Below are 25,944 nucleotides of genomic sequence, written 5' to 3'. Positions count from 1 at the left end.
CACCGGTACTAGCATCATACTTCAGTTTTATATTTTCAAAGGAATATTAAGCTGTACCGTTCATAATTCAGCAAAAAAAAGCCGTTTTTTAAAAACGGCTTTTTGTTCTATATGGCTATTAATCTTTTTATATCGTCTTCAATTTTTTTCGGTTCCACATTTGGTCCATAACGTTCAACCACTTGTCCATCTTTATCAATTAAGAACTTTGTGAAATTCCATTTAATTTCCGAACTTAACAGACCTTTTTTAGCCTTCTTTAAATATTTATAAAGTGGGTGTGCATCTTTGCCATTTACATTAATTCTTGTAAAAAGAGGGAAGGTGACGCCGAAGTTGAGCTTACAAGTCTCTTCCATTTGATCGTCATTAACAGGCTCTTGATTCATAAATTGATTACACGGAAAACCAATTACAGCAAGTCCCTCTTCAAGATATTGCTGATGCAACTTTTCCAATCCATTAAATTGAGGAGCTAATCCACACTTTGTTGCTGTATTGACAATTAAGAGGACCTTACCTTTATACGAATCAAGTTGAACTTCTTCACCATTTGCTTTCAATACTGAGAAATCATGAACACTCATTCTTATCGCCTCCTACATGCTAGCTCCATTATACATAGAACCCATGTCAAGTACGATTATCATGCTCAGGATTGTTCGTGCTATCGTCTAGTAAAATCAACAAAACGAAATTTATCTGGTCGATGCCTCGATTCGGTATACTGAAACATCGTGGCATCATCTAGCTTTTCGCTACCACTATAAATAAACCCAGAAATACGGACTTGATTTACCTTTCATTGGTATTTTACTTAAATAGTTGTGAAATACTCTGTTACACTTCAAACTAGTCGGTTACTTCCACTATAATTAGCCGACTCTTCACACAACAAAGGCCTATACCACGCAAAAAAAAGCGATGCTCACCTAGTGTACATCGCCATCATTACCTTTATTTTAAAAGTAAATTCACATTTATTTTTTTGCAAATAGTTACATAATGCAACAGTGTTAGCAGTACAGCACTCATATTCATCCCCAAAATGATTCCATCCATCTGTAAAGTAGGCATCGAACCAAGGAAATACATCATAGTAAAAGAAAAAATGGTCGCATAGAGTGCATGAACGAATGCATCTTTTACTAAACCGAGTCCGATTAAAAAGGCCTGCATCGGTATAACAAAAAAATGAAATAAGAAATACGGAACCAATAGCTGTAAATATCGAACCGCAGGAGAATTCTCAAAAAAAAGTGCTGTTAACGGATCAGCCCAAAAGTAAAAGATACATACGGCTGGGAGTCCATAACATACTGTTAATAACATCACTTTCCTTAACAATGTACGCAATCGCACTAAATCTCCTTTTGCATAGGCTTCAGAAACAGTAGGGATTAATACAATTAGCAATGAATGAGCAATAAAAGCCGGAAAGAAACCAATTGTAAATGCTACCCCAGCCATTTTTCCATACTGCACCATTGCGACAGTATCTATCATACCTGCTCGAACTAGAGTTTCCTTAATGAAAAATGGCTTCACAGCAAAGGTGGCCGCATGAAATATTCTTAATCCTGTTGTTGGTATGGAAACTTCCAATAAGCTTTTACGTACTTTCTTTCCAGGTAAATGAGCTCTCGGTCTACTTTTCAACACGTGCATTTCCATGAGAAATGTAATAAATAAATAACCGAGAACAAGGAATTCGCTTGCAATAAGTGTACAAAGAGCGATTAATATAGCGGATTCTGATTCAAAGGAAGTAACTCGGAAAATGACAATTAACAATACAAGTTGCCCAGCTCTTCTTAAAAAGTTTGCAACCGCAATTTTCCCCATTCTTTGCGCACCCATAAAATACCCTCTTGCAACTGAGGTAAAAGCAATGACCGGGATGAGTAGTAGAAATAGCCAAGGTACAAGTGGATGATATCGATCAAAGACAGGAATTAACGGAAGGAGCCATAATGCTATAAGTGAAAATACAATTGTACAAATCGCTGCAAATCGTAGTGCATGCATTAACATACTACGATGGAAAATAGGATCTTTTTCAGCAACGAACTTCGAGATAGAAATGGGAAGTTCAAGACTAGCAATAACAACGATAAACAGGATTGTTGGCAGTATCGACATGTATAAGCCGAGGCCCTCTTCTCCCAATTCTCTTGCTAGCACCATGTTAACCAAGAATTCAATGCATTCACCTAGGAAAGCAGCGATAATCAATAGTAACGCGCTTCTAAAAAAAATATTCATCGTTTCTCTCCCCTACTTCCTGTCCATAAATTATATGAAACAAGTTAGTTAAATATGGTTCGTATTGGAAAAAAATGATGATTTCACAATATTTTTTTTACAAGTTACTCATCCTACTTATGCTGGGTAAAAATGAAAGACGAAAAAAAATCCAAGTCAATTAATCACTTGGATCTGAGATGATTTTTCAATTGTTCCGTTTCTCTCACTTCTAGTTCTCTCCATTCACCAACCTCTAAGTGATCAATGGTTAAATGTAAGATTCGGATCCGAATTAATTTTTTTACATGGTACCCGAACACCTTTGTCATTCTACGGATTTGCCGATTTAAACCTTGTGTTAAAACAATCGTAAACGTATCACTTGTAACACGTTTAACCTTACATCTTTTTGTTTGTTGTCCGAGGATCTCCACACCTTGTCCGAGCCTTGCTAAAACTTGATCTGGAATAGGTCTATCAACAGTTACAACGTACTCCTTCTCATGATTTCCTTCTGCCTTCATTAACTTGTTTACAATATCACCGTCATTAGTGAGGAGAATTAACCCCTCAGAATCCTTATCTAACCTTCCAACTGGAAAGACTCTTTCAGGGTTTTTTAAAAAATCAATGATATTATTTTTCACAGTAGGTTGAGCCGTACAAGTAATCCCTACCGGTTTATATAGCAGTAAATAGATACCTCTTTTTTTATTTACAAGCTCTTTACCGTCCACTAATACAACGCTTTCATCTTCCACTACACTATTTTTTGTTGCAATCGTTCCATCAATTTCAATCCGTTGAAGGGCGATTAAGCGATTCACTTCTCTTCTTGATAAAGCTCCTGTTAAACTTATATATTTCTGAATCCTCATCCATTTGATTCCCTTTTACTCTTTACGAGCATTAATTGTTGTTTCTTTGCTCTCTCATCTTGAGCTAACGGTAAAATAACTGTTACTTCTGTCCCTTGATTTAATTTACTTTCAAATCTAAGGGAACCACCCATATCCTTAATAATACGAAAAGATATCATCGTACCCAGTCCAGTACCTTGTTCCTTAGTAGAGTAAAATAATGTTCCTATTTTAGCTAGTTGCTCTTCAGACATTCCACTTCCTGTATCTGTAATCGTAATTTCCACAAAAAAATGAACTAGTCTTACATTAACATGTACTTTGCCTTTTTTAGGAGTGGCCTCAATCGCATTTTTTATAAGATTAATCAGTACTTGTTTAAATTGATTTCGGTCAACGTATATATATAGTTGCTTTGTATTCTCAATTGTTAGCTCAACATTTTCTTTAAGTGAATAAGGTGTTAATATATTAATAATTTCGTTTATGATTTGATTCACTTCTATCATTTTTGGCGAAACTATTTCCGGTTTTGCAAAATTTAAATAATCATTGATTATTTCTTCTGCTCGTTTCATTTCAGTTAGGGCGATTGAAAAATATTCTTTCTTCTTACCAACCTCATCTTTTTCCATCAATTGTAAGAAACCCTTTACAACTGTTAATGGGTTTCTTACCTCATGAGCAATGGAAGCAGCTAATTCACTAATTGCATTCATTTTTACAGCACGCTGCATTTCTTCTTGCATTCGAACTCTTTCTTTCAGTTGCTCGAGCAAAAGTATTGAAAATCCAGTAGCAATAACAAGAGTACTCGTATAAACACTTACATACATTACATAATGTCCAACTTCAGTTTGAAGTTCACCTATTATCTCCAAATAAATTCCTAGTAGAATTGAAACAGCTATACTAGGCCATAGACTAAGGTGTAGCGAAAAACGAACCCGATCCCATTTCTGAGCTTTAAGTTGATAACGATGATAAAAACAATGATAGATCAAAGCAGCTATTAAAATAACAGCATAGCCAATTAGTAAACTATCGTCATTCATGATCGTTCTTGTCACAAGTAAAACCCCACATACCACCCAACCTGCTTTTTGTCCTCCATACCAAAAAGCAAGCATTAGCAAAACATAACGTAAATCCCAATATAATCCCTTTTCTTCATATGCAAACACCATACAAAAAACAGAAGCAATTGCCAACAGCACAACTAATATCGATTTAGACCGTTTTCCTTTTCTATCATTGACAAAAAAACTCACCACTAAGATTGGCATTATTACAATTAGGACATGAAATAGGAGTTTTTCAGCAATCATTAAAGGCTCCCCACCTTTTTATTATGATTCTTAACACTTTCTTATCTATTATAACATCATAAATTCGACAAACTTTCTTTAAACACCTGCAAAAATTGAATTATTATGTAGAAAAATTAACTGTTTTAGGCCTTTACCAAGCTGTAATTTGAGCAAAGAGTCTATATAAATAATCTATCTTCTTCCTAATTAAAAGGATATGATTCAAGAAATCAAAAATAGCCTCCCGCCTTGGTCTATTAATCTCAAATAAGGAGCCAAATCAATTGGCTCCTCAGAAGGCCCTTTAAATATTAAACTTACTAGCAAATTAATATTCGTTTTAACACACCATCAATTACTTGTTATACTGCTATAGAACCACCTTTGTATAAAAAATGTAAAAAAACACTCGGTAACTACCAAGTGTTAGAAAGTTTCGTTATGAAAGGAATCCCCAACCATCCAACAGCTACTCATTTACTCTTTCTGTAATTCGCTTAGGGACTTGAATAAATTGATCAACCTCCATTGTAGCGGGGTTCATTGTTTGGTTAATCAGAATTAAGCGATCAAGTGGCATTTCAAGTCGTTCTGAAATTCTCCACAGAGAATCCCCTTCCTGAATCTTATAGGGAACTAACCTATAACCTGGAATGGATACTTTCATTCCTACAAGAAGTTGATTAGGAGTAACGGAGCGATTAGCATCGATCAACGTTTGAAAAGGTAACGAGAAAAGTTGGCTATAATACGTTAAGCTATCTCCTGAACGAACTGAAACATCCATTGCAACTCCCTCCCATCTACCCAAGCATATGTATAACTCTGGTTAATCATGTACGGTTTTTCACCTAAATAAAAAGAGAGGCAGTCCTTCACCGCTTAACAAATCTTCTCTGATTAACTTAAGAAAATCGCCCCATAGCTAAGACCACCAACTATGACGAAAGCAGGATGTACTTTCCACTTTTCCAACAGAAAAAACCCCACCACTAATAAAAACAATGTATGCCAAATACCTGCTCCAACATACGAGCTTTCTAAGAAACGATATGTTAAGGTACCCAAAAGAATAGCAATCGTTGGGCGAACTAGTGCGGTCATACGCTTTACTTTTGGTGAATTTTTAAACTTGTATAAAAGTCCTAAAAGGGCAATCATTAAAATAAGAGAAGGCGCCACTGTAGCAAAAACACCGACAAAGGCTCCGAAAACCCCTCCAACTTCATACCCAATGTAACCAGCCATTTTCGTGGCAATTGGACCTGGTAACGCATTTCCCAATGCGAGAACTTCACTAAATTCTTCTACTGTCATCCATTGATAGCGTGCCACTACTTCATATTCTACTAAAGGGATCGAAGCAGGTCCGCCACCATAACCTAGTATACCTGGTATAAAAAATGCTAGAAAAATATCCCAGTAGATCATTAGTTTACACCTACTTTCTTTTTAGCCTCTTCTTGTTTTTTTGTCGGTTTTAATAAAGCATAAAAGAGTAAAACCGCAATAATTATTCCTGGATGAACATGAACTAATTCTATTAACAAAAAGCTTATTAAAAGAATGGTAATGCTTATTTTCCAGCCTAACCCTTCATTCGATTTTTTTAAAAAATCCCAAGTTAAAACCGCCATCATCACAACAACAATCGGGATAACGCCTTTGGTCATCCCCGAAACCCAAGGTTGATCCTTAAATGATGTTAGTGTTGTTAACAAAATGATCATCATTAAAATCGACGGAATAATCGAAGATAAAACCGCAATAATCATCCCCGCTATTCCTGCGACACGATAACCAATGTAACCAGCCATTTTCGTATTAATCGGTCCTGGTAATGTATTTCCTAGTGCAAGCACATCACTAAATTCATCATCATTCATCCACTTAAACGTCGTGACAACTTCCTTATGGACAAGTGGAATTGCCGACGGTCCTCCTCCAAAACCTAAAATACCTGATCTAAAAAAAGCGATAAATAAACTTACATAAGTTTTCACTGTTAATCCCCCATTGTAAAATCATTTCATTGTTTTAACTAGTAACCAATCGCTGCTCCATCACCTCTCGGATCCGCACCAGCTAACTTTACATTGTTCTCAGGATTTATAAGAATTGCACCAGCGTGTCCCATGACATCAGTGAATTCCTCAACTACTTCAATATCATGCCCAAGATCTTGCAAAGACTGAACAGTAACTCGTGGGACTCGCGATTCAATTTTTAAGTTATTTGAACTTGCCCCCCATGTTCTCCCATACAACCATCTTGGAGCTTCAATTGCTGCTTGTATATCAAATTTATAGTCAATAATTCTAGTTACGAGAGCGGCTTGTGTTTGCGGCTGACCTTCTCCGCCCATTGTGCCATAAACTAACTTCAAGGCATCACCATCTAAGAGCATAGCTGGATTTAATGTATGGAATGTTCTTTTATTAGGTTCTAAGCAGTTAATATGCTTTTCATCTAAAGAGAAAAAGCTCCCTCTGTTTTGCAACAGTACTCCTGTGTTTTTTGGAATAATTCCTGAACCAAAATCATGGTAAATACTTTGGATAAAGGAAACCGCATTACCTTCGTTGTCGACTACCCCAAACCAGACCGTATCTCCTTTTGGATCTAACTGTTTAGTCATAACCTTCGAAAAATCCATGTTAATTTGTTGTGCCAAATTCATTCCGTGAGACTTAGCTAGCAAATCATCTAAAGGAATATTTATGAATTCAGGATCCGTTAACCACTTATCTCTGTCCGCAAAAGCTAGTTTAGTAGCCTCAATTAATAAATGAAAATATTCAACTGATCCTTCCTTAATGGATGAAAGGTCAAAGTTATTTAATATGTTTAAAATTGATAAAGATGCCATCCCTTGTGTGTTCGGAGGTAGATTATATGCTGTATAGCCTCTATAATCAACACTAATCGGATCTACCCAATCAGATCTGTGATTTTTAAAATCATTAAGAGTGAGTATTCCTCCATTTGCTTGAATGTCATCAACCATTAGTTGTGCAATGGCACCTTTATAAAAAACATCGCTTCCTTCATCGGCAATGGCCTTTAGTGTTTGTGCTAAATCAGGTTGCTTCATCAACTCTCCTCTGTTATATAGAGAACCATCCTTCTTCAAAAATACGCGTGAAAATTCTTGAAACCGTTGTAAAAATCTAAATTCTGTATCATCTTTGTTTACATTTACATTTGTCCAATGTTCCTGACTAGGGGTAACAGCAAATCCATTTTTCGCATAATTAATTGCAGACTGTAATAAGCGTTTCCATGAAATGGTCCCTTTGAGTTGCTCTTTTGAATATTGATAGGCCTGATCCCAACCAGCCACAGCACCTGGAACTGTATTAGCAGATAAGAATCCTCTTGCCGGGATTTCACTCAAATTATATTCCTTGTAGGTTGAAATAGTAGCTTTTTCGCCTGATCTCCCACTACTGTTCAGAGCTTTCACTTCTTTTGTATTCGCATTGTAAATTAACCAAAAATTATCTCCGCCAATACTATTCATATGAGGATAGACAACGGCGATGGTTGAAGCAGCAGCAATTGCTGCCTCAATAGCATTTCCGCCATTCTGTAAAACATTAACACCAGCTTGTGAAGCTAAATAGTGTGGAGTTGTAATTATGCCATGCGGTCCCATTGTCGTTGTGCGATATACCTGTTTCATACGTACCACCCTCTCTATAACTATATACACCATTGTAATACCACTTGTTAATTTAATTAATTATTTTGCTGGTATCCCTCATGTCGACAAATTGCCAGCATCATCTGGGTGAAGTCTTGGCATACCCCTTTTTTTTGACAAACACCTTTTTATCTTTTTTGTACGATTTGACTAAACCAAACATGAAGTTCGTTAGATTTACTGCCACAAAAATTAAAGTCTGATTCTTCCAGTCAAAGCCAAAAGGGGTTTTCCCTATTAAAACAGTTGCAATTATAATAAATATAATTATAAAAAAAGTAGTAGTCTCCCTATTAATTCGTGTGAGATAATTTACATATATAGTAATTCATTAAAACAACAAACGTTTGATTAACCCTCTAGTAGTAATGACGATGAAGAGTTCATTTATCCTTATGAGAGCATAGAGGAAGTTCAACAGCTTGCTCACCAGATTATTCAAGAGATTTTTTCAAATCCCTTTTAACTTCGGCAAAGAAATTTATCTTTCTGTAAGTATTCGTATTAGTCTTATCCGCAGGCGTTGAAGAATTACTTAAACAAGCTGACATTGCCATGTATAGTGCAAAAAAAAACGGCAGGTAGCCGATATATATTCTATAGTGATGAGCAACAAGAAATCATTGTTGAAAGACTTAAAATAGAAAAAGGTTTGAGAAAAGCTATTGAGAAAGATGAATTTGAACTTTACTACCAGCCAAAAGTGTATATCCGAGCAGGCAAAATAGTTGATTTAGTGGCTCTTATTCGTTGGCATCATCCTCAAGAAATTAACATTCAAGATAACCGAGTAGAGTTAGCTATTATTGATGCGATTAATAGTCATACTTTAGGGTACTCGGTTATAGCTGAAGGGGTTGACACAAAAGATCAATTAGAATTACTGAAAGAAAAGAATTGTAATGAGATACAAGGTTCTCTTTTAGTAGACCTTTATCTGAATCAGCTTTAGATTCTTATTTGATTGAAAATAAGGGTGTTTTTTACTAACTTATCGTTAATGAGGATGTGTATAGAATGGGTAATTTTTTTGGATTTAAGAAAGAGAAACACCATTTAGTGGTCAACTTAACGATGCTTTCATTAAACAACGAAATGTAATAGCTCATGTCCATGTCCGAATCGGTTTACAACCAAAATGGTATATGTGCGCATTCCAAGATTTGTTGCTTTCTTTAGTCGATATTATTGATCAACATACTTTGAACAAAGATGAATTTAAAAAATCGATAACAGCCGTTACAAAAATCTTAAATTTAGAACAACAACTTGTTTTAGAAGCTTACGAACTAGAAACCGAGAGAATTCGAAATGAAGCTGAAGCTCAAACGAATGAATTGAAAAATAAAGTAAATAAAAATGCAGAAGAATTAGCGGCTGTAAGTGAAGAAACAAGTTCTTCCTTACAAGAGATATCATTTAAAACAACTGAAATTAAAAAACTTACTGAATTCAGCTCAGGTATCGCCGTTTTAGCCGAGGCAAAATCAAAAGATGGAAAAAAACGTTTAATTAGTTTAGAGCAGATTATGATTGGTACACAAGGAAATATGAAAAAAATCTCAATTGAAATGGAGCAACTAATTTCAACCTCTAAAAAAATCGAACAGATTTCACAAATTGTCACTTCAATAGCTGACCAAACCAACTTACTTGCCTTAAACGCCTCAATTGAAGCAGCTCGAGCAGGCGAACATGGAAAAGGTTTTGCTGTTGTAGCAAGTGAAGTTCGTAAATTAGCTGAAAATACAAAGGATACAGTTTCTGAAGTATCTAGCCTAGTAAACGAAATTAACCGCTATACGAATACGATGTCAGAATCTATTGCAGAAAACAACAAATCAATTGAAAAAGGAAAGATCGAGTCAAGCCAAACGAATCATTTTTTTGATGAGATCTTAAAATCGATGGAAGAGATGAAGCTTCAAAATGTTGTGATTGCAGACGAAATGAAAAACTTAGCAGAGATCTTCGAAGAAATTAATCAAGCTGCTGAACATGTTGCTGCAGCTTCAGATCGATTAACAGGTATTACGTCCAGTCTATAATAATGCTAAGAGCTAGAATCTTGTTGATTCTAGCTTTGTTGATTTCTTGATTAGATTCTTAACCACGGCTATTTAATTCTCGCATTGTTGGCAAAAGAATGTCTTTCGAGAAGAGATCACATCTTTAATAATTGGGGCACTACAACGAGGACATGGTTCACCTTCACGATCATAAACATAACAATTATCGTTATAACTCCCTGTTAGTATGTCTCCTTTATAAACAGGTAAATCAATATACCCTCCAAGTGAAATTCCTCTTCTTAACACCGATTGAATACTGGTATAGAGCATTGTTTTTTCTTGATTATTCAATTCATTCATTTGTCTTTTCGGTAGTAACTGGGCTACAAAGCAAATTTCATCAGAAGATAAATCCCCAATACCTGACATTACTTTTTGATTAACTAAAGTGGTTTTGATCACCCCTCCCCTCTTTCCCATCACAGAATTAAATTCCTCTAATGTGAAAGATGCGTCTAGTGGTTCCGGACCGAGGTCTCTAAATTGTTTTTCTAATTCTTCTTTCGAAAGTAGATGTAGATAACCTAACCGCAAACCTATAAAGAACAATTGAGTCTCACCAAAAGAAAGCGTCACTTGTTTAGTACGGTCAGGACTATCACTTAAAGTACCTACATACATAAGACCACCTAACATCAGGTGCAGCAATAGCCCTTTTCCTGAATCTAGTTGAAAGACTAGATGCTTCGCACGGCGCTCAATCTTTATAATCGTTCGACCCTCTACTTCATTTATAAACTCATCAACTGACATGTTAATTGTTTTTTCTCTCGTGACAATAACTTCGGTAATTTTTTTACCACTAATCTTCTCCATTAATAAATGTTTGTAATTTTCCATTTCAGGTAATTCCGGCAATACCCTCACCCTACCTTTGTACATTTAATTGGTTCTAGTATCTGTACAAGATTCAATCAAATACAGGGACTTATTTTTCAACCCAAAAAGCAAGGTCCCTCACAAATGAAGTTACCTTGCTTTTTTTAAAAATGTCTTTATCTCCCCTGTCTTTCTATAACATCTTAAAGTTTTGCTCTCTGGCGATCTTTATTACAAAATAACCAGTGTTTCCATTTTCAAACGGGGTTTATCAATCTCTTACTTTTATCATTATATCCTATTTAGTGCTAGGAGAGTTTGCATAACATGATCAACAAGCTCAGGAATATCAGCCATCTGATCTTCATTTATCTGACGATTAAACTTAATTTCTATCTGATTGTCGTACAGATTATTCGCTTCTCCATAAGTAAAACTTAACGTTTGAGTTGGCTCGATCTCTTGGTTCCAAATTCGCTGAACAAGAGTTTGAATTTGCCTACACTCTAAAGTTACATTTATTATTGGCTTATAAAAGCGGATTAGTAAGGTACATCCAGGATTCACAATAGGTGTTTCCAAAATTTCTGCTGCTAAATCCTTTAGAGAAGCTAATAAAATGATTTCGGCACTTACCTCTTTTTGATTAACAAGGTTGAATTCTAGTGCAAACTCTCTGGACATTACAGACATTTCCAAACGATCCTTTCGATTCGTAACCTCAATTTGCCCAGTGACATTATCAAGATCATAAACATGATTTTCCATCGCAACCTTAAGATTTTCAAAGATAGTCGGATCAAACATCATTTATCTCCCCACCTCTTTCTGCTTTTAACTCCTATGTATTATTTACCCATTATGTATTAAATAATAAAAGCCCTGCAAAAGATTATATGCTACTCTTTTTATATTCAAGAAAAGGGAATAAATTCGATTCCCTTTTCTATATAAACAATTTAAGTTTTCCAGCCAGCTAACTTCATGCTTTTCCCTAAGGAGAACCACAGCTTTACATACTTTATTGTAAAATGACTTTCTCGACTTGCTTGAGTTTATAAAAATAACCTTTTGCCTCTAAAAGCTCAGTGAAAGTACCGTTTTCAACGACCTTCCCTTGATCCATCACTATAATTTGATCCATTAGCTCTAACCCTGCAAGTCGGTGGCTGACAACGACTACCGTATCGTTCTTAGCTCGGTGATATAAGAGATCATAAAGACGGCGTTCCGTCCATGAATCTAAAGATGAAGTAGGCTCATCAAGAAGCCATAAGGAGGCTCCTTTTGCAATAGCACGAGCCATCGCCAGTCGCTGCTTTTCACCGCCAGATAAATTTTGACCTTTCTCCATTACCTGATCGGATAAAGAAAAACCAGCTAAATCAGCATCCTGTAACAGTTGTTGTAATTGTTCATCTGACCACAAGTCGGTCGACAATAAGAGGTTTTCTTTGATCGTTCCAAAGAAAAAGTGATTCTCTTGAAGCACTACGTTTGTCCTTTTCCAAAGGCTCTCTTGTTCAATATGACTAACTGGCACCCCACTCAAATAAATTTCTCCTTCTGTTACTGGATATAAGTTAAGAATAAGCTGTAATAGAGTCGATTTTCCTGACCCACTTGGCCCGACAATAGCCGTTTTCGAACCCGCCGGCAAAAATAAATTCACATGATTTAATGCATTGCGATGCTCATCAGGAAAAGTGAAATTGAGCTGTTTTAATTCAATTGACGGTGCGTCATTTGAAATTCCGTTTACTTCTTTGGATAAGGACTCTTTTTCTTGATCCTTTTCTACAACTGAATACAAACGTTTCGCTGCTCTTTCACTATCTTCATAATAAATAGGGAAAGCCGCCATCGGTGTAGAATGCTCAAACACGGTCAAACTAACCATGACAAGCATCGCTAAAAACAAACCATCCAAATCTCCGTTAGCTACTAAGAATGCGCCTACAGCTAACACCGACCAAGAAATGAATAATGAGAATGCCAGATTAATAGACTGATTATTGCTAGACTGAATCCCTTCTCGTTGCTGTTCCTTGATATAAGCATCGGAAGCCGATAAAAGTTGTTGCTCTTTCTCTTCTAGCTTTTGATGAATCTTCAATTCACGAAAGCCATGAAACCACTCCGTTACTTCCGAAGATAAATAAGCTCGCTCCTCACGTATTTTGCTGCTCGTTTTTTTCTGTTGTTTTGCAAACCAGACTGGAATGATTAATCCTGTCAAAAACAGTCCGCACATTAGTAATATCACGATAGAAATAGAATAAAAAGAGACAAATACAATCGTACTTACAAATACCATAATCATAATGATTGGAGGATATAACACACGGAGGAAAAAGTTCTGCAAGCTTTCAACATCTCCGACAATCCGTGCTAAAAGATCCCCGCTTCGATACTGTTGGAACAAACGAGGCGCATGGAGTTCAAGCCTTTCATAAAAATAAACTCGTACATCACTCAGCATCGTAAATGTCGCTCGATGTGAATAATATCGTTCTGCATAACGACTGAGTCCACGTAAAAAGCTTCCAATCTTCACAACTGCGACCATCGTAATTAATACATAAAGCGGAGGCTCAAGAGCAGCGCGTGAGATTAAGTATCCGTTTGCTGCAAACAAACCGACCGCTGTTACACCTGCTAAATAGCCAAACACGATAGATAGGATTACATCTTTCTTTTTCATCATAATGAAACCAACAATGCCTATAAGCTCTTTCATCAATGCTCCTCCTCTTGTCTAGAAAATAACTCTAGATAAGCAGGAACAGATGCCTTTAAATGGTCATGTGTTCCTTGTGCCACTAAAGTACCTTGTTCCAGAAAAAGAATATGACTAGCATGCTTGATCGTCTGTAATCGATGAGCGACGGTAATAATTGTCGAACGCTGCGCTAGTTCTTGAATGGATTTCAAAAGTATCTGCTCAGTAAATAAATCAAGCCCTGTTGTTGGTTCGTCAAACAAAATAATCGATGGTTTTTTTAAAAAGGTACGTGCGAGCGCAATCCTCTGTTTTTCTCCTCCAGATAGCCCTCTGCCACCTTCTCCAATCTTCGTGTCATATCCATCTGACAGGGTTTGAATTAAATCAGAAATGCCAGCTTTACAAGCCGCCTTCTTGATTTCATCTTTTGTTGCATCGACACCAAGAGCGATATTCTCTGAAATGGTCCCTGCAAATAAATAAGGATGCTGTGTAATATAACCGATTGTTCCAAACCATTCTTCTTCCTTATAATCCGAACGTATCCGTCCGTCCACTAGGATCTGACCGTTTAAAGGAGGTAACAACCCTGCTATCACATGTAATAAAGTCGTTTTACCTGTACCACTTTTACCGACAATAGCAACTTGACTTAAAGGCGGGATGTGTACATTTATATCTTTCAAGGTAAAACCCTCTGATCTATATTGAAATTGTACATTCTCTAATTCAATCGACACAGGATTCGTAGGGAGTAGACGGTTGCCCCACTCCATCACTTTATCTCCTTTTTCAAGTTCTTTATCTATTTTCACAGCAGCGCCAAGGCTACTACGTCCCGCATGGAAAGCGCTACCTAACTCCTTAAGGGAAGCGTAAAACTCCGGCACTAATAAAAGAATGAAAAAAGCTGTAAAAAAACTAATCTCACTAAATACAACAAGCCGTAACCCTAACTCCAATGCCACAAGTCCAATACTCAGCATCGAAATAAACTCAAGCATTAAAGAGGAGGTAAACGCTACTTTCAATATACTCATTGTCGCATTACGAAAGTCTAGGCTACTCCGGCGAATAACATCTTTATACTGTTTGGATCTACCGTACAATTTCAAACTAACCAGACCTTGAAGTGTATCAAGAAAGCGACCCGAGAACGCCGCTAAGCTATCAAGCTGGGCTTCTGATTTACGTTGAGTTGACCCGCCAATAATGATCATAAAAAGCGGGATGAACGGTGCAGTTAAGATGATAATAAGACCGGAGTACAGATGCTGGCTAAATATAACGACTAAGATCATGAGCGGAACGACTGTCGTCAAAATTCGTTGCGGAACATATTTACTAAAAAAACTATCCAACTCATCTACCGCATCTAGTATTACACTCACTTTTTCACCGGACTGTCCTTTATAGGATGCGACTAATGAATTACGCGAATGAGCTTTAAGCAACTTCTCTCGAAAGGACCTTTTTACTACAGCAGCCATTTTGACACCAATTTGACCACTCCAATAAGAAAGAAACGCTCTAACAATAAGCACACCCAATAAACCAAATAAGAAAAGGTAAATTTGATCAAACGTTTGTTTATTTAGAAAAAGATCATCCACAATCGTAACGATCATAAAGGCTTGCAAAATAATGACAAACCCTAAAACAAAAGCCAAAATAAATAGTGCATAATAGCGTCCCTTCTGAGCAGATGCGAGCTTCTGAAGTGACTTCATTACTTAATCCTCATATTTCGTGCTTTTTACTGCGACGAATACGGAAGTGATCATGGCAAACACAACAACTAGGAGCGGTGCGTAAAAAATTAAGAAATTATGCATGTTCGCTTCCTCCCTTAAGATTTTCTTTTTTGAATGTAAGGCTTGTTCATAATAAATAATTTAAAGACTAAATAAAGGGACGGGATCAATAGCACAAACCCAAAGATAAACGCCGTGATAAGCGCATAAGCCATCGTTTCATTCGTAAACCCATCATAGATTGTTAGATTCGGATACAATAAATAAGGGTAACGGGATAATCCATAACCATAAAAAGCAAGTGCAAACTGAAAGACTACGAATATAAAAGACCATCCAAATTCTCTTTTTTTCAATAGCCATAAACTAGCAATAAAACAAACAAATGATAAAGCAAACAGCCACCAAAGAGAAATTAAACCTTCAAAGTGAGAAGGATTATGCCATTTCATCTCAATAATGATTCCAATCGCTGTCACAATCGTTGGAAAGCTCCAAATCCATGTGTAACGTTGGAATAGCTTTAGCGCCTCTTTGTCTTTTGCAACAGAAGAATAATAAGCCAGGAAGCTAGCCGAAATAAATAACACGCTCACAAGACTAAGTGCGACAATCGACCATGCGAATGGACTTGTAAACAGAGCAAGATAATCCAACTCTATTCCCCCTGCTTGCGTGTCACGAATAAAACCTCCTTGGGACACAATTAAAGCCGTCGACAATGAGGCTGGGATCAGAACACCGGTTACCCCATACATAAGGGTATAACCAATATGTCCTTTTGTTCCATATGTTCCAAAAGCATAATAACTTCCACGCAGCGCTAACAAAATAATTGAAATGCTTATTGGTATTAATAACACGGTACCGAAATAGTACGCAGTCTTTGGGAAAAATCCAATCATCCCAATAAAAAAGAACACAAGAAACACATTGGTGATTTCCCAGACAGGAGACAAGTACCGCTGAATCACACTGTTTACGATATGATTTTTTCTAGTAATAATTGTCGATGCATTGAAGAATCCAGCTCCAAAATCAATAGACGCTACAATGACATAGCCGAACAGGAACATCCACAAAACTGAAATTCCTATCACCTCAATCGTCATTTCGCCACACTCCTTTGTTCAATAGAATCTTTCTCTAATTCACGCTCAACAGGATTCTTTTTGAACATACGTGTTAACACTACGGCTGTTCCAGACACTAGGATGATATAGAGCACAGCAAAAGCAATGAACATAAAGCCTACATAAGGTGAATCCGTTGCTCCATCAGCGGTTCTCATAAATCCATTCATAATCCACGGCTGACGTCCCATCTCTGTAAACCACCAGCCCGCTTCAATCGCAACCATCGCTAACGGCCCAGATGCGACAAGCAATAACCGGAATGCACGTGTTTTAATAAATGACCAATTACGAGAGAGGGCCACCCAATAAAGCAGCGAAAGAAACGTAAGCCCAATCCCAATCGTAACCATAATGTCAAAAAAGTAATGAATAAAATATGGTGGGTGGACTTCCTCAGGGATGTCATTCAACCCTGTTACGACTCCAGTTGGATTGCTGTGTACAAGGAAACTAAGTGCATAAGGAATCTTAATCGCATACTTCACTTCATTCGTTTCTGTTAACACACCATAGAGAACGAGCGGTGCCTCCCCTTCTGTTTCAAAATGCCATTCTGCTGCCGCTAGTTTCTCGGGTTGATATTCTGCAAGATACTTCCCTGACAAATCACCGATAAGTGCTGTCGCAATTGAGAAAATAAGCGCAACCTTCATCGTTAATGCAAGTGCCTTACGATGATACGGATGACGATTCCCCTTCCATAAATGAAAAGCTGCAATCGATGCTAGTAAGAATGCTGTTGTCATATAAGCAGAAGATAAAACGTGTGCCACTTTCGTAGGCATTGCAGGATTAAACATCGAAAGTAACGGCTGAATGTTTGTCAACTGACCATCGACTAGCGTAAAGCCTTGTGGTGCATTCATAAACGCATTCACCGATGTAATAAATAATGCTGACATGGCAGAACCTAAAACAACTGGTGCAAGTAAATAAAAATGAAGCTTTGGATTCTTAAAACGATCCCATGTATATAAATAAATCCCAAGAAAAATAGCTTCAAAGAAAAAGGCGAATGTTTCCATAAATAAAGGAAGCGCAACAAGCTGACCGGCAAATTCCATAAAACGAGGCCATAAAAGTGCTAACTGTAACGCAATCGCCGTACCGGTTACTACACCAACAGCTACACTAATTACATAGCCGCGCGCCCAGCGTTTAGCTAGTAATAAATAATGCTCATCTTGTCTTTTTAAACCCAACCAGTGAGCAATTGTTATCATGATCGGAACGCCGACGCCGACCGTTGCAAAAATCACATGTACTGACAGTGTCAGCATCGTTAAATAACGGCTAAATTCTACAGACTCCATTTTCTTCCTCCTCTTTAAATGTTTCTATTGGAGATATGAATATTGTATATGCTATATGTATGTGAAATACATCACAAATTATACGATTTAGTTACAGAGAAGTGATCAATTAATGACAAAATACAATTTCACACTATAATAATCCTAAAAATGTAAATTAGAAAGAGTCTGCTTATTTGTGATCGCTTTCCCCTAAAATAAAATATTTAAACACTACCAATTACAACGTTCCTCCGTCTCTATAAATCAGTGTATAAAAACTAGTTTCACAACCCATTAAACGGGTAAACCATCCATAATTAAATATTTAAAGGAGTTGATATTCATGCCTTGGGATAAGCACGATTATCCTGACTCTATGAAAAATCTTGAAGGACCGATTAGGGACAAAGCAATTGATATTGCTAATAAACTTGTTGAAGAAGGCTATGAAGAAGGAAGATCGATCGCTATTGGTATAGCACAAGCAAAAAAATGGGTAGGTGAACAAACGCCTCCTCATCATTTAGTCCCACACTCAGATGGTTGGGCAATACGAAGAGAAAATGCCGATAAAGCTAGTCATATATTTGATACAAAAGCAGAAGCACTAAAAAAAGCTCAAATGGTTGCTAGTAATCAAGAAACAAGTCTTATTATACACAGACAAGATGGATCAATTGAGCGACAACAAAATTTTTCACGTTAGGTAAAAGCTAAGCGAGTCCCCATCAAGCCTTCTCCATTAGAAGCGAGGGCACTGAAAAAGTTAAAATCCGACCTTTAGCACTTTGAGGAAGCGACAGTGACTTCGCCTGCTATGAGAAACCCACTCATAGCAGGCTTAAAGGTGTGAGAAGCGTCTTACACCAATCGCAACGGCTTCACTCATTGCTTAAGAGGCTACTAAAAAAAGAAAGTCACCCTTTTTCAGTAGCCTCTTAGATAGGAGAAGACTTATTTTCTATTCTTCTACAATTAAGGTTCCCACCATTTCTTCATGTCCCTCTTCATCACAAAACATTTCATACTTTCCTGCTTTATTTGCTATAAAAGTGATAGAATCTTCCTGATTAGGGTTAGCTTCTAGTCGGATTTCATTTTCTCCATTCGAAATATCAATAGGTTCTATAATTAGATTATGAAATACATTACCACGATTATTAAAAGTTAGAGTGATCTCTTCCCCTTTTGGAATAGTTATTTCTTCAGGAATGTATTCAAAGTCCCTTCCTTCCACTTCGATTGACGTCTCCATCTCATTACTACAACCTACGATCATAAAGACCATTCCTACCAGAAAATAAATAGTCAAATTTCTATAAGACATTAACTTCCCCCCTTACATTTTGCATTGACTTCACTCGCTGATTGCTTCGAGGTTATTCAATTAGGGTAAAAACTGACCATTTTGAACAATCTCTTATACTTTACCAACCTTAAGGCATAATGAAACTACTTTCCCTATATGTTTCATTTTTATTGCAATGGGAACGGCTTTTTAAGAATATATTAAAATTCTTTTTCACTTGAGACTTTCTTATTTTTTGTTAAGGAGGGTTATTATGTCGGCTGATATGATTGGATTTAGTATTATATTAATCGGATTCTCCTCTTATTAGGAAAGACGAGTAGCGAACGGAGCCATTGCAAGTATTATAGAGTACCTTTTTGATCACGCTCTACTAGCTTTAACTGGTATCGTATGGAATATTGCGGCGTTTGTTTTTTTAGCGCTTCGAATGATTCTAGAAAAATGGTTTGAACGGTCGGGGGCGGACCATTCACTGCCGCATCTGTTCCGCTTATTTATCAATTCGGTGCATTCCTATATTTATTTTCTGTTTAATGATCATGATTATTTGGATCGCAATAGGTTTATTCTATTTCGGGAAAAAATGATCATCAATTTCATCCATTTTCGGAGCACATAAAAAACAACTCTAAGTATCGATCACAGAATTGTTTTACTAAAGAGTTGTTCAACTTTTATTAGTCTGAAGAGGACGGTATACTTTTCTAATAAATTTCTCAATTAACAGGTGCAGCGTAAAGTAACGTCTGAAGTTAAGAGTTTTTATTAATTCTTGTTTTTCATCAGATGATAAATTCCAATCTTCTGGAATGCTCGATACGATTTCCTCTATTAATTGTGTTGGAATAACTTGAATTAATTGAATTGCCTTTTTAAAGTCCTTCTCTTTTTTAACATGTTTCGCGAGCATTTGATGGGTCGCACTTTCAATTATAGTTTGAGGACGATTCTCAAGGTCATTAATTGTCCAAGATATTGAACCAAAACTATCGGCATTATCAATAATCCAACAGTAGTGACTCGTGGGTGTGTTTTCTTGTAGTAGAATATTTTTCCGAGTTCTATCTACATTATATAACCAATAATCAAAAACGATAATCTTGGCCAGATTAGAATAGTTCGTAATGTTCGTAACGTTTACTTCGTGACCGTTCTTACAATTATTTATATACTTACTTGCAAACTGTTTGGAGGTGTATTTAGTGTCAGTACTCTTAGGAATCTTATCAAAGAATTCTTTAGGGATCTCTACTAGATAAGAATATGGTATTGGCAACCTCAAAAAGCGTGCAAAACAATAAGCAACCCACTCATTAATGAGCGCTTTTCTTTCAGTTTCTTTATACAGTTTTACGACATAATCATTGCCGTCATCGAAGGTAATAAGGTGTGCATTATTCGTTTTACTTTCAAAGAGCTTCTGATAAGAGGTCGGTTTCACTTATTTCCCCTCCCCTTTGTTATTTCCTTTAATGTTTCAATATACTTATTAGCACAAAGAGATAGAGAAAACATCTTTTCAACTCGCTCCCTTGCTTTATTCGAAAGTTTCTCATATTGATTTGGCCGATTTACAATTCGATATATATGCTCAGCCGCACCCCTTATATAATTTTCTCGATATAGATAACCTGTTTCACCGTTTACGACAATCTCTGGGATAGAAGATATACTTGGTGCAATAACAGGAACGCCACATGCCATGGATTCGATGAACGTATTTCCGAAAGATTCTGAGCGAGTTGTCGCAATCGTACACCCACCTGAATGCTTTATTTTTGCATAGATAGTTGGCATTTGATGATAGGGAATAACAGGAAACCATTTTACAACATCGCCTAATTTTTTATTCTTCCGCTCCTTTTCAAACAATTCCTTTTCAACACTTTTGTTTCCACCAATTACCCAAAACTCGATATCCTTTCTTTCCTTAGATACCATCTCTGCAATCTTTAGAAATAAACGCCAATTTTTTCGATGATCTAGTCGACCAATATAAGCGACTATTTTTTTATTCTCTGGCAAAACTGGTTCATTTCCCTGATTCATTTCTTCTTTTTCAAGGGGGCGAAAAAACGATGTATCGATAGAATTGTGGATAACTTCGATTGGTTTTGGTTGATCTAGTAAAATAGATAGGACGCCTTTTTGATATTCAGAAGGAACAATAAATTTTTTTGGATTAATTTTTTCTTTTCCTTGCAAATTCTGTTTTAGTTTGGTAATTTCAGGGGTGCGTGCTTCGATAATTATAGGGCCTTTATAATTCGTTTCCTCAATCCATGTATATGCTTGGCTTGTATCAACAACGATAATAGCATCGTACTGATTCCCTTTAATAATTTGGTGAATCTTATCTTTATCTTTTGTTAAAAATACTTCGGCAACGTCTTCCATCATATGCATTCCGCCAAGGTCTTTAGTATAAAGGAAATCAGTAGTAATGCCGTGTTTCTTAAAATAAATCGCTCGGTTCCTCCACCCAGCATTTACCCCACCAACCGTCAATAAACGCCAAATGACTAAGATTTTCAATCTATATCACATCCTTTATGGTTGACCTTATTACTTTTTATCTTTTTTCTTCTTTGATTTTCCTTTTTTTCTTTTTTCTTGTTTTTCTTTTTCTCTCTTACTTTGTTCTTTTACTACCTTACTAACAAGATTTTCTAAACTCTTATAATGCATATCAGGGTCTTTTGTTGTTAACAATTTATTTGTTTCTTGCTTAAGCTGCTTTGTATCAACCTTTTCTTTATTTACAAGTACACCATATAATCTTTTTGATATTTCCTCCATTCTCATATAATACTCCCACTCTTCATAAAGGTCTGAATCGATTTTTTTCACATGCTCTATAAATAAGTTTCTATAGTCAACTCCTAAGCTTTGCAAAAGCTTACGTGGATACGGGTAAGTTCTGTTTCTCCAAACCGTTCTTCCAACATCAATTACTTTTAATGAGCCATCATTCTGTAAATAAATTTGTCTTTTATGATGATCAATACGCTCATAGCCAATTTCTTTAAATGTAATCAGCATTTTAATAAGCTCGTGAGAAAGTTCTTCTGTTAATGGCTGGGATTGCATATATTCACGTAAATCGACACCATACACCATTTCCATTACTAAAAAGTTGTTTCCTTTACAATAAATTTTTGGTAGGAGTGATGTATGTTGACCTAAAGACATCGCGTAATGCTCCCGTTCACAGTCGTCGACATCACCATATACTTTCACACAAATGTCATCTGTAATTAAAAAAACAGCACCTTGTCTTCCCTTCCCTATCATTTCAAGAGCAGAATTATTAACGACAAAAACATCTTCATCCTCATAATTCTTCACTTTAATTTTCTTGACATGCCTTTCAATTTCTTTGCAGTCGAGTGCACTCATTTCCGCGACCTCCTCTTTTCTTTCATTTTCAAACAATCATTCAGTAATTCTCTTAAATCAATCTATTCTTTCAATCTAGTACAATGGGGTGGTTGTTTATTATTATTTATATAGATTTGTTGAATATTTGGAACGCTATTTGTCCAAGTATTAAGAATTTGTGTTAATTTACTAAAAAGTGGAACAGGGTTGGAATCATTAAAGTCTAGAGGAGTGGAATATGTGAATTGGCGACATATCAGAGTATTTTGTCTCCCAGGGATCAGGCTGCCTAGCGTTTATTTGCAAAGAGGTACAGTTTAAGCATCGATTCCGGCTTTATTGCATTTTTCTGACTCCCTCTTATTCCTTTTGTTCGAGGTTTTGAACTTTATTCAAGCCTTTTAACTCCCTTTTTCCCTTTTGTTCAAGGTTTTAGGCTTTATTCAAGCTTTTTAACTCCCTTTTCCCTTTTTTGTTTGAGGTTTTGGGCTTTATTCAAGCTTTTTAACTCCCTTTTTCCCTTTTGTTCGAGGTTTTGGGCTTTATTCAAGCCTTTTTTGACTCCCTCACTTACCTTTGTTAGCGTTTTCTATGCTCAGTGTTTTTCACTTTACAGAAAAAGCACCTATACTCACTTGAGTATAGATGCTCCGATATTCATTCTAAAGTAGTACAGTATACGTGTTAGACTACTTGTACAATACTTAATTTTAAAACAATATTATTTTTTAATATCCCAACCGGTTTGCCTACGGGTAAGAAAACTTTTCCGAGCTGTATGTTTAACACAACTGCTGCTGAACCATAGAAAGAGAGTAAAGCAATACCCATTCTGCTACTGCAGCTATCATATGGGTTGCATCAAACATAACATGTAAAGAACTTGGAATTAATCCAATAAATAGAAAATCAATTAAGACAAAAATAAAAACAAAACTTTATGTGTTTCCATTACACCAATTGTCATAAAGATACTGAAAATTAAATAGCCAAGAAATGCAAATCCAAGTTGTTTAGGATCTCCATTTTTAGCGAGGTTTTCTCCAAAAAAACCTAACTGAATCAACTATGTTGTTCCAAGCCAAACGCACCAAACGCCGTTTTGCCAAAAATATTATTATACTTTGAATCTAGTATCGCAGCAATTACCTGCTCTATTCCACCTCAGAAAAAAGCCCACGGAAAGATAAAAGAAAGTCCCTAGTCAATCCTAGCTTTTGTGATGATGCTACAAATGTTACCATTGCTAGACCTAACAAGCCTAACGCGGATGGAACTGCTGTTGTTATTTTTATCTGTGTTTGATTCTGAGGCTCCACAAATACACATGAAATAGTCGATTTATCAGGAAAGAGATGGAGATACATTCTAATCACAATAAAGCACCCCTACCTTTATATGGGATAAAAACCATCTAGAAGTAGGGGTGCTTTGTTATTTTTAATGCTTACGTACCTGCCTAAAAATATAATTAAACCGTCAGAAATTGCCTAAGTCTAATATTATTTAAACCAGCCTTTTTCCTTAAACCTCGAGATAGCCTCAATTCGGTTACTGACATCTAACTTATCAAGTATAACGGAGATGTAATTGCGGACAGTGCCATTTGTAAGGTAGAGCTCTTTCGCAATCTCGTTTGTGCTTTTCCCATCGGCAATCAATTCCATCACCTGCTTCTCGCGCTTAGTCAGGGGATTTTTGTTATCGTAAGCTAGATCCACTAACTCCGGAGCGTAAATACGTCGTCCATCCATAATCGTACGAATGGAATTCGCTAATTCTTCACTAGGACTGTCTTTCAACAAATATCCACTGACTTCAGCGTTTCGTGCACGCTCAAAGTATCCGGCACGGGCAAAAGTAGTTAAAATAATGACTTTACAAGGTTGATCGATCAATTCTTCTGCCGCATCAAGTCCAGTTTTAACTGGCATTTCAATATCCATGATGCAAATATCAGGCTGGTGCTGCTTCACTAAAGTCAACGCTTCTTCCCCGTTCCTCGCTTTACCAACCACTTCCATATCCTCTTCCAAATCAAGTAAAGAACCAAGAGCCCCAAGTAACATCCGCTGATCTTCGGCAATTACAATTCGAATCAAGTCAATCCCTCCTGTGTCATTTGTTGAATGACATTCGGCACCCGAATATCAAGAATTGTTCCATCTGATATTACAATGTCTAAACTACCATTTACAAACTCCAACCGTTCTCTCATCCCGCGAAGCCCATAACCTTTAGCAGAATCACTTTTATCTGAGATTCCAATCCCATTATCCTGTATCATGATTTGTAGTTCATCGGGCGACTCCTGAATGATCACTTTACAGGTGGTTGCCTGACTATGCTTTATAACATTGGTTACTGCCTCTTTCATACACATACTCACAACACTTTCGACGTATAAAGGCGTGTTGGTTAGCTTGGCTGTTCCTTCCAACCTAAATTCCATTTGAGCAGCTTTTAGAATTTGCTGAATATGAATCATTTCATCTTCTAACTTTGCGCCGCGCATATCTGACACCATTTCACGCACTTCTTTCAACGCAGTTCTTGCTGTTTGATTGATATCACTTATTTCCACTTTTGCCGAATCAGGATTTATCTCAACTAATTTTTTAGCTAGATCACTTTTCAATCCAATTAATGATAATTTTTGGCCAAGCGTGTCATGTAAATCGCGTGCAATACGCTGACGCTCTTCCATAACCATCAGCTGGGCAATTCGTTCATTTGCGTCTTCTAACTGACCTTCCAGTTTTTCACGTTTATTACGATTATATGTATTAAATGGCAGCAGAATAACGCCTATGACAGAAAGAATAATAAATGGAAACTGAGCAAAAAACAATTCATTTTGCGTGAAAAAACTCAAACTTGCCGCAATAATAGTTGTTAAAAGATGAACGACATACAAAGTGAAATAACCCATTTTACTTTGTATGTTTCCAATGAAAAATGCTAAGAAAAGAGCAAAGTAAACGTAGCCATAAAACAAGGTCATCCCAATGCTGATCGCCATTTCAATACCTACCCAAAGATAAACAAGCCAACTTTTTGAGATAAAGGATAGCCGATATGCAACAAAAAATATCAAAATCATAATAAAGCCAAAAATAATCTCTATACCTGTAGAGGATCTAAAGATAAAATAGAAAGGTAATAAACAAAAAATGATCCATACATAGATACTTAGCCCTGTATTTTTCGGAAAAATGTTATACCAACTTTGCATAATAACCCCCTCTCTCTTCTCTATTAAAAATAAATCTTCTTTTACACTGAACTTCATCGAGCATTCTTGCTATTCTACGTTTTTTTGCAACG

At 36.5% G+C, this 25,944-nt stretch carries 24 protein-coding genes and 3 pseudogenes; 4 read left to right on the top strand and 23 right to left on the bottom strand.

The features are described from left to right. Positions 1–107: 107 nt before the first annotated feature. From LDX58_RS16795 to ggt, 9 genes and pseudogenes are all read right to left on the bottom strand, one after another. Positions 108–587: a glutathione peroxidase gene (locus LDX58_RS16795; RefSeq protein ID WP_227937970.1), complete on the bottom strand. Its 480-nt coding sequence runs from the start codon at positions 585–587 to the stop codon at positions 108–110. Between the two features lie 80 nt (positions 588–667). Then, a pseudogene (locus tag LDX58_RS16790) lies at positions 668–751 on the bottom strand (trehalose operon repressor); the annotation flags it as partial. A gap of 206 nt (positions 752–957) precedes the next feature. Then, positions 958–2,265, bottom strand: a complete 1,308-nt coding sequence (locus LDX58_RS16785) for a polysaccharide biosynthesis protein (RefSeq protein WP_227937969.1) — start codon at positions 2,263–2,265, stop codon at positions 958–960. Positions 2,266–2,429: 164 nt separating this feature from the next. Further along, entirely contained in the window at positions 2,430–3,125 is a 696-nt protein-coding gene (locus LDX58_RS16780; protein WP_227937968.1) for a pseudouridine synthase, read from the bottom strand. Next, positions 3,122–4,435, bottom strand: a complete 1,314-nt coding sequence (locus LDX58_RS16775) for an ATP-binding protein (protein WP_227937967.1) — start codon at positions 4,433–4,435, stop codon at positions 3,122–3,124. Before LDX58_RS16775 ends, LDX58_RS16780 begins: the two co-directional genes overlap by 4 nt. Before the next feature lie 451 nt (positions 4,436–4,886). After that, a complete protein-coding gene (locus LDX58_RS16770) occupies positions 4,887–5,204 on the bottom strand; it encodes a LysM peptidoglycan-binding domain-containing protein (RefSeq protein WP_227937966.1) in 318 nt (105 codons plus the stop codon). Between the two features lie 113 nt (positions 5,205–5,317). Then, positions 5,318–5,848, bottom strand: a complete 531-nt coding sequence (locus LDX58_RS16765) for a chromate transporter (protein WP_227937965.1) — start codon at positions 5,846–5,848, stop codon at positions 5,318–5,320. Next, positions 5,848–6,420, bottom strand: a complete 573-nt coding sequence (locus LDX58_RS16760) for a chromate transporter (protein WP_227937964.1) — start codon at positions 6,418–6,420, stop codon at positions 5,848–5,850. The genes LDX58_RS16765 and LDX58_RS16760 overlap by 1 nt, the downstream gene beginning before the upstream one ends. Before the next feature lie 38 nt (positions 6,421–6,458). Beyond that, positions 6,459–8,102 (bottom strand): gamma-glutamyltransferase, encoded by a 1,644-nt coding sequence (ggt, locus tag LDX58_RS16755; protein ID WP_227937963.1) that lies wholly within the window; start codon positions 8,100–8,102, stop codon positions 6,459–6,461. A 583-nt stretch (positions 8,103–8,685) separates the two neighbouring features. On the opposite strand from ggt, the gene LDX58_RS16750 reads away from it, so the two are divergent. From LDX58_RS16750 to LDX58_RS26060, 3 genes and pseudogenes are all read left to right on the top strand, one after another. Next, positions 8,686–9,075, top strand: a complete 390-nt coding sequence (locus LDX58_RS16750; RefSeq protein WP_227937962.1) for an EAL domain-containing protein — start codon at positions 8,686–8,688, stop codon at positions 9,073–9,075. Between the two features lie 115 nt (positions 9,076–9,190). Continuing rightward, positions 9,191–9,412: pseudogene (locus LDX58_RS26065) on the top strand (protoglobin domain-containing protein); the annotation flags it as partial. Positions 9,413–9,652: 240 nt separating this feature from the next. Next, on the top strand, positions 9,653–10,171 hold the full coding sequence (locus LDX58_RS26060; RefSeq protein WP_308017554.1) for a methyl-accepting chemotaxis protein: 519 nt from the start codon (positions 9,653–9,655) through the stop codon (positions 10,169–10,171). Positions 10,172–10,243: 72 nt separating this feature from the next. On the opposite strand, the gene LDX58_RS16740 is transcribed toward LDX58_RS26060, so the two are convergent. From LDX58_RS16740 to LDX58_RS16715, 7 genes are all read right to left on the bottom strand, one after another. Further along, positions 10,244–11,062: an Fpg/Nei family DNA glycosylase gene (locus LDX58_RS16740; protein ID WP_308017552.1), complete on the bottom strand. Its 819-nt coding sequence runs from the start codon at positions 11,060–11,062 to the stop codon at positions 10,244–10,246. A 243-nt stretch (positions 11,063–11,305) separates the two neighbouring features. Further along, a complete protein-coding gene (locus LDX58_RS16735; RefSeq protein ID WP_227937960.1) occupies positions 11,306–11,821 on the bottom strand; it encodes a hypothetical protein in 516 nt (171 codons plus the stop codon). Between the two features lie 214 nt (positions 11,822–12,035). Next, complete coding sequence (cydC, locus tag LDX58_RS16730; RefSeq protein ID WP_227937959.1) at positions 12,036–13,754, bottom strand: thiol reductant ABC exporter subunit CydC; 1,719 nt, start codon at positions 13,752–13,754, stop codon at positions 12,036–12,038. After that, positions 13,754–15,469, bottom strand: coding sequence for a thiol reductant ABC exporter subunit CydD (gene cydD, locus LDX58_RS16725; protein ID WP_227937958.1), 1,716 nt, complete (start codon positions 15,467–15,469; stop codon positions 13,754–13,756). Before cydD ends, cydC begins: the two co-directional genes overlap by 1 nt. Before the next feature lie 3 nt (positions 15,470–15,472). Then, on the bottom strand, positions 15,473–15,574 hold the full coding sequence (gene cydS, locus LDX58_RS26795) for a cytochrome bd oxidase small subunit CydS family protein (RefSeq protein ID WP_372459223.1): 102 nt from the start codon (positions 15,572–15,574) through the stop codon (positions 15,473–15,475). Between the two features lie 14 nt (positions 15,575–15,588). Continuing rightward, complete coding sequence (locus tag LDX58_RS16720) at positions 15,589–16,605, bottom strand: cytochrome d ubiquinol oxidase subunit II (RefSeq protein ID WP_227937957.1); 1,017 nt, start codon at positions 16,603–16,605, stop codon at positions 15,589–15,591. Beyond that, positions 16,602–17,942 (bottom strand): cytochrome ubiquinol oxidase subunit I, encoded by a 1,341-nt coding sequence (locus LDX58_RS16715; protein WP_227937956.1) that lies wholly within the window; start codon positions 17,940–17,942, stop codon positions 16,602–16,604. The genes LDX58_RS16720 and LDX58_RS16715 overlap by 4 nt, the downstream gene beginning before the upstream one ends. Before the next feature lie 325 nt (positions 17,943–18,267). Between LDX58_RS16715 and LDX58_RS16710 the strand changes: the two genes are divergently transcribed. Further along, a complete protein-coding gene (locus LDX58_RS16710) occupies positions 18,268–18,630 on the top strand; it encodes a DUF2188 domain-containing protein (RefSeq protein WP_227937955.1) in 363 nt (120 codons plus the stop codon). Positions 18,631–18,885: 255 nt separating this feature from the next. Here LDX58_RS16710 and LDX58_RS16705 read toward each other — a convergent pair whose 3' ends face one another. The 7 genes and pseudogenes from LDX58_RS16705 to LDX58_RS16675 form a co-directional block, all read right to left on the bottom strand. Continuing rightward, a complete protein-coding gene (locus LDX58_RS16705) occupies positions 18,886–19,251 on the bottom strand; it encodes a cupredoxin domain-containing protein (protein WP_227937954.1) in 366 nt (121 codons plus the stop codon). Positions 19,252–19,903: 652 nt separating this feature from the next. After that, positions 19,904–20,677 carry a HipA family kinase gene (locus LDX58_RS16700; protein WP_227937953.1) on the bottom strand — a complete coding sequence of 258 codons (774 nt, stop codon included), beginning with the start codon at positions 20,675–20,677 and terminating at the stop codon, positions 19,904–19,906. Further along, a complete protein-coding gene (locus LDX58_RS16695) occupies positions 20,674–21,771 on the bottom strand; it encodes a glycosyltransferase family 4 protein (protein WP_227937952.1) in 1,098 nt (365 codons plus the stop codon). Before LDX58_RS16695 ends, LDX58_RS16700 begins: the two co-directional genes overlap by 4 nt. Positions 21,772–21,801: 30 nt before the next feature. Continuing rightward, complete coding sequence (locus LDX58_RS16690; RefSeq protein ID WP_227937951.1) at positions 21,802–22,635, bottom strand: hypothetical protein; 834 nt, start codon at positions 22,633–22,635, stop codon at positions 21,802–21,804. A 666-nt stretch (positions 22,636–23,301) separates the two neighbouring features. Further along, positions 23,302–23,984: pseudogene (locus LDX58_RS16685) on the bottom strand (acetate uptake transporter). A gap of 135 nt (positions 23,985–24,119) precedes the next feature. Further along, positions 24,120–24,719, bottom strand: coding sequence for a response regulator transcription factor (locus LDX58_RS16680; protein ID WP_227937950.1), 600 nt, complete (start codon positions 24,717–24,719; stop codon positions 24,120–24,122). Continuing rightward, positions 24,716–25,852 (bottom strand): sensor histidine kinase, encoded by a 1,137-nt coding sequence (locus tag LDX58_RS16675; RefSeq protein WP_227937949.1) that lies wholly within the window; start codon positions 25,850–25,852, stop codon positions 24,716–24,718. Before LDX58_RS16675 ends, LDX58_RS16680 begins: the two co-directional genes overlap by 4 nt. Positions 25,853–25,944 lie beyond the last annotated feature (92 nt).

This window comes from Alkalihalobacillus deserti (assembly GCF_020734105.1).
In the GTDB taxonomy this organism is placed as follows: domain Bacteria; phylum Bacillota; class Bacilli; order Bacillales; family Bacillaceae_D; genus Halalkalibacter; species Halalkalibacter deserti.
This window is presented reverse-complemented; position numbering and strand designations above follow the sequence as displayed.

What these genes read in the sequence shown, in the direction of transcription:
- LDX58_RS16795 (WP_227937970.1), bottom strand. Translation starts at nt 587, where the DNA reads ATGAGTGTTCATGATTTCTCAGTATTGAAAGCAAATGGTGAAGAAGTT.
- LDX58_RS16785 (WP_227937969.1), bottom strand. Translation starts at nt 2,265, where the DNA reads ATGAATATTTTTTTTAGAAGCGCGTTACTATTGATTATCGCTGCTTTC.
- LDX58_RS16780 (WP_227937968.1), bottom strand. Translation starts at nt 3,125, where the DNA reads ATGAGGATTCAGAAATATATAAGTTTAACAGGAGCTTTATCAAGAAGA.
- LDX58_RS16775 (WP_227937967.1), bottom strand. Translation starts at nt 4,435, where the DNA reads ATGATTGCTGAAAAACTCCTATTTCATGTCCTAATTGTAATAATGCCA.
- LDX58_RS16770 (WP_227937966.1), bottom strand. Translation starts at nt 5,204, where the DNA reads ATGGATGTTTCAGTTCGTTCAGGAGATAGCTTAACGTATTATAGCCAA.
- LDX58_RS16765 (WP_227937965.1), bottom strand. Translation starts at nt 5,848, where the DNA reads ATGATCTACTGGGATATTTTTCTAGCATTTTTTATACCAGGTATACTA.
- ggt (WP_227937963.1), bottom strand. Translation starts at nt 8,102, where the DNA reads ATGAAACAGGTATATCGCACAACGACAATGGGACCGCATGGCATAATT.
- LDX58_RS26060 (WP_308017554.1), top strand. Translation starts at nt 9,653, where the DNA reads ATGATTGGTACACAAGGAAATATGAAAAAAATCTCAATTGAAATGGAG.
- LDX58_RS16735 (WP_227937960.1), bottom strand. Translation starts at nt 11,821, where the DNA reads ATGTTTGATCCGACTATCTTTGAAAATCTTAAGGTTGCGATGGAAAAT.
- cydC (WP_227937959.1), bottom strand. Translation starts at nt 13,754, where the DNA reads ATGAAAGAGCTTATAGGCATTGTTGGTTTCATTATGATGAAAAAGAAA.
- cydD (WP_227937958.1), bottom strand. Translation starts at nt 15,469, where the DNA reads ATGAAGTCACTTCAGAAGCTCGCATCTGCTCAGAAGGGACGCTATTAT.
- cydS (WP_372459223.1), bottom strand. Translation starts at nt 15,574, where the DNA reads ATGCATAATTTCTTAATTTTTTACGCACCGCTCCTAGTTGTTGTGTTT.
- LDX58_RS16720 (WP_227937957.1), bottom strand. Translation starts at nt 16,605, where the DNA reads ATGACGATTGAGGTGATAGGAATTTCAGTTTTGTGGATGTTCCTGTTC.
- LDX58_RS16715 (WP_227937956.1), bottom strand. Translation starts at nt 17,942, where the DNA reads ATGGAGTCTGTAGAATTTAGCCGTTATTTAACGATGCTGACACTGTCA.
- LDX58_RS16710 (WP_227937955.1), top strand. Translation starts at nt 18,268, where the DNA reads ATGCCTTGGGATAAGCACGATTATCCTGACTCTATGAAAAATCTTGAA.
- LDX58_RS16705 (WP_227937954.1), bottom strand. Translation starts at nt 19,251, where the DNA reads ATGTCTTATAGAAATTTGACTATTTATTTTCTGGTAGGAATGGTCTTT.
- LDX58_RS16690 (WP_227937951.1), bottom strand. Translation starts at nt 22,635, where the DNA reads ATGAGTGCACTCGACTGCAAAGAAATTGAAAGGCATGTCAAGAAAATT.
- LDX58_RS16675 (WP_227937949.1), bottom strand. Translation starts at nt 25,852, where the DNA reads ATGCAAAGTTGGTATAACATTTTTCCGAAAAATACAGGGCTAAGTATC.